The following is a 2,348-nucleotide window of genomic DNA, read 5'->3' on the forward strand; positions in this document are numbered from 1 at the left end:
GGGGAACGGCGGGGGCGGGCGGGGTTGCCGTGGAGGCGATGGGGGTGCCGGTGTTCCGTCGGCGGTTCTGTCGTACAAGATGCCGATACGACGATGCCGCGGCGGAGTTCCGTACGACTGTGCGGGAACTCTGCCGCGGCATGCGGGCGTTGGACGGGGTGTCAGCGCTCCCCGGCGCCGCCGTCGGCGTTGGGGCCGGAGTAGTCCTCGCCGTACGCGCCCTTGGCGGGGCGGCGGCGGCGCATCGGCGGCTCGACGCCGTCGGCGAGGCGGCGGGCGGTGAGGAGGAAGCCGGTGTGGCCGATCATGCGGTGGTCCGGGCGGACGGCGAGGCCCTCGATGTGCCAGTTGCGGATCATCGACTCCCAGGCGGTGGGCTCGTTGAAGGAGCCGATCTCGCGGATGGACTCGACGGTCCGGGCGAGCTGGGTGGTGGTCGCGACGTAGCAGCAGAGGATGCCGCCGGGGACGAGCGCCTTGGAGACGGCCTCCAGGCACTCCCAGGGCGCGAGCATGTCGAGGATGACGCGGTCGACGTCCGTGTCGGACAGGTTGTCCTGGAGGTCGCCGACGGTGAGCTGCCAGGCGGGGTGCGGGCCACCGAAGTAGCGCTCCACGTTCTGCTGCGCGATCTCCGCGAAGTCCTCGCGGCGCTCGTAGCTGTGCAGCATGCCCTGGTCGCCGACGGCGCGCAGCAGGAAGCTGCTGAGCGAGCCGGAGCCGACGCCGGCCTCGACGACGCGCGCGCCGGGGAAGATGTCGGCGAAGGCGAGGATCTGTCCCGCGTCCTTCGGGTAGACGACGGCTGCCCCGCGGGGCATGGACAGGACGTAGTCGGGGAGCAGGGGGCGCAGCGCGAGGTAGGCGACGTTCCCGGTGGTGCGGACAACGCTGCCCTCGGGTGCGCCGATCAGTTCGTCGTGCGGGAAGGAACCCTTGTGGGTGTGGAAGTTCTTCCCGGCTTCGAGCGTGAACGTGTAGTGGCGGCCCTTGGGGTCGGTCAGCTGAACCTGGTCCCCGACCTTGAAGGGCCCGCGCCTGCGGGCGGCACCGGTCGGTTCGGACATGTGAACAGCCTACCGGCGTTTCGGGGGGCCGCCGACCACGGTCAGCTGGGGCGGGCCATGGCCTTCACGAAGGCGCGTTCCACGTCGGCGGCGGACAGGACGCCGTAGATCTCGCCGGTGTCCTCGACGACGAGGTACTCGGTGGCGGGGGTGGCGCGCAGGACGTCGAGGAGGTCCTCGCCGGCGAGTTCCGCGGAGACGCGCATGCCGTCGGTGAGGTCCTGGGCGAGGCCGCTGACGGCGACCCAGGGGCGGCGGTGTTCGGGGACGCCGACGATGGCGGCCTCACGGACCAGGGAGAGGGGTTCGCCGTTGGCGTCGACGACGACCAGCGCGCGGGCGCCTGCCGCGTTCGCCCGGCGCAGGGCCTCCGAGAGGGGGGTGTCCGTCTCGACGGGGACCGCGCGGCGGGTGAGGTTGCGGGCGCGCAGCTCCGGGAGGTGTTCGCGCAGGCGGGCCATGCGGAGGCTGTTGCCGGCGCCGGTCCAGATGATCGCGGCGAGGATCGCGGCGAGCAGGGCGTCGGTGACCGTGTCCATGCCGACGCTGTCCTCGGCGGTCGTGCCGAGCGCGCCGGACTGGGTGAGCAGGGGGAGGCCGATCAGGACGGAGACGGCGAGCGCCCTGCCGACCCAGGCCGCGGCGATCGTGCCCCTCATCGGCTTGCCGGTGACCTTCCAGACGATCGCGCGCAGCATCCGGCCGCCGTCCAGGGGGAGGCCGGGGAGAAGGTTGAAGATCGCCACGATCAGGTTGGAGATCATCAGGCCGGCCAGCAGGACACCGGGGACCGTGCCCGGCTCCACCAGGAGCATCGCCAGGTAGAACACGCCCGACAGGACGAGGGACAGGAGCGGGCCCACGAACGCCAGCCAGAACTCCCGGCCCGGTGTCTCCGCCTCCTTCTCGATCTCCGACACGCCGCCGAAGAACTGCAACTGGATGCGGCGGACGGGGAGTTCGAAGCGGAGGGCGGCTACCGTGTGGGCGAGTTCGTGGACCAGTACGGAGGCGTAGAAGGCGACGGCGAAGAAGAGCGCGACGAGGTAGCGCCCGGCGCCGAGTTCCGGAAGCACCCGGTCCAGTTGTCCCCCGAACACCCAAGTGATCAGCGCGGCGACGAGGAACCAGCTCGGCGCGACGTACACGGGCACCCCGAAGGGCCGCCCCATCAGAATCCCGCTCCGCGGTTCCCGCGCCTTCTCCGCCTCCTTCTTCCCGGCCCCGGCATGCCCGTGCGCGTGCGCCCGGTCGGGGTGGGTGTCGGGAGTCGTGTACGGG

At 71.8% G+C, this 2,348-nt stretch carries 2 protein-coding genes; both read right to left on the bottom strand.

Annotated features, from left to right (window positions below; genetic code table 11):
• Positions 1 to 161 precede the first annotated feature (161 nt).
• Complete coding sequence (locus AOK24_RS39300; RefSeq protein WP_055724714.1) at positions 162 to 1,067, bottom strand: tRNA (adenine-N1)-methyltransferase; 906 nt, start codon at positions 1,065 to 1,067, stop codon at positions 162 to 164.
• 41 nt (positions 1,068 to 1,108) lie between these two features.
• Positions 1,109 to 2,348, bottom strand: a 1,240-nt coding sequence (locus tag AOK24_RS39305) for a site-2 protease family protein (protein WP_055724715.1), incomplete at its 5' end; no start/stop codon positions are given.

It is taken from the genome of Streptomyces niveiscabiei (genome assembly GCF_001419795.1).
In the GTDB taxonomy this organism is placed as follows: domain Bacteria; phylum Actinomycetota; class Actinomycetes; order Streptomycetales; family Streptomycetaceae; genus Streptomyces; species Streptomyces niveiscabiei.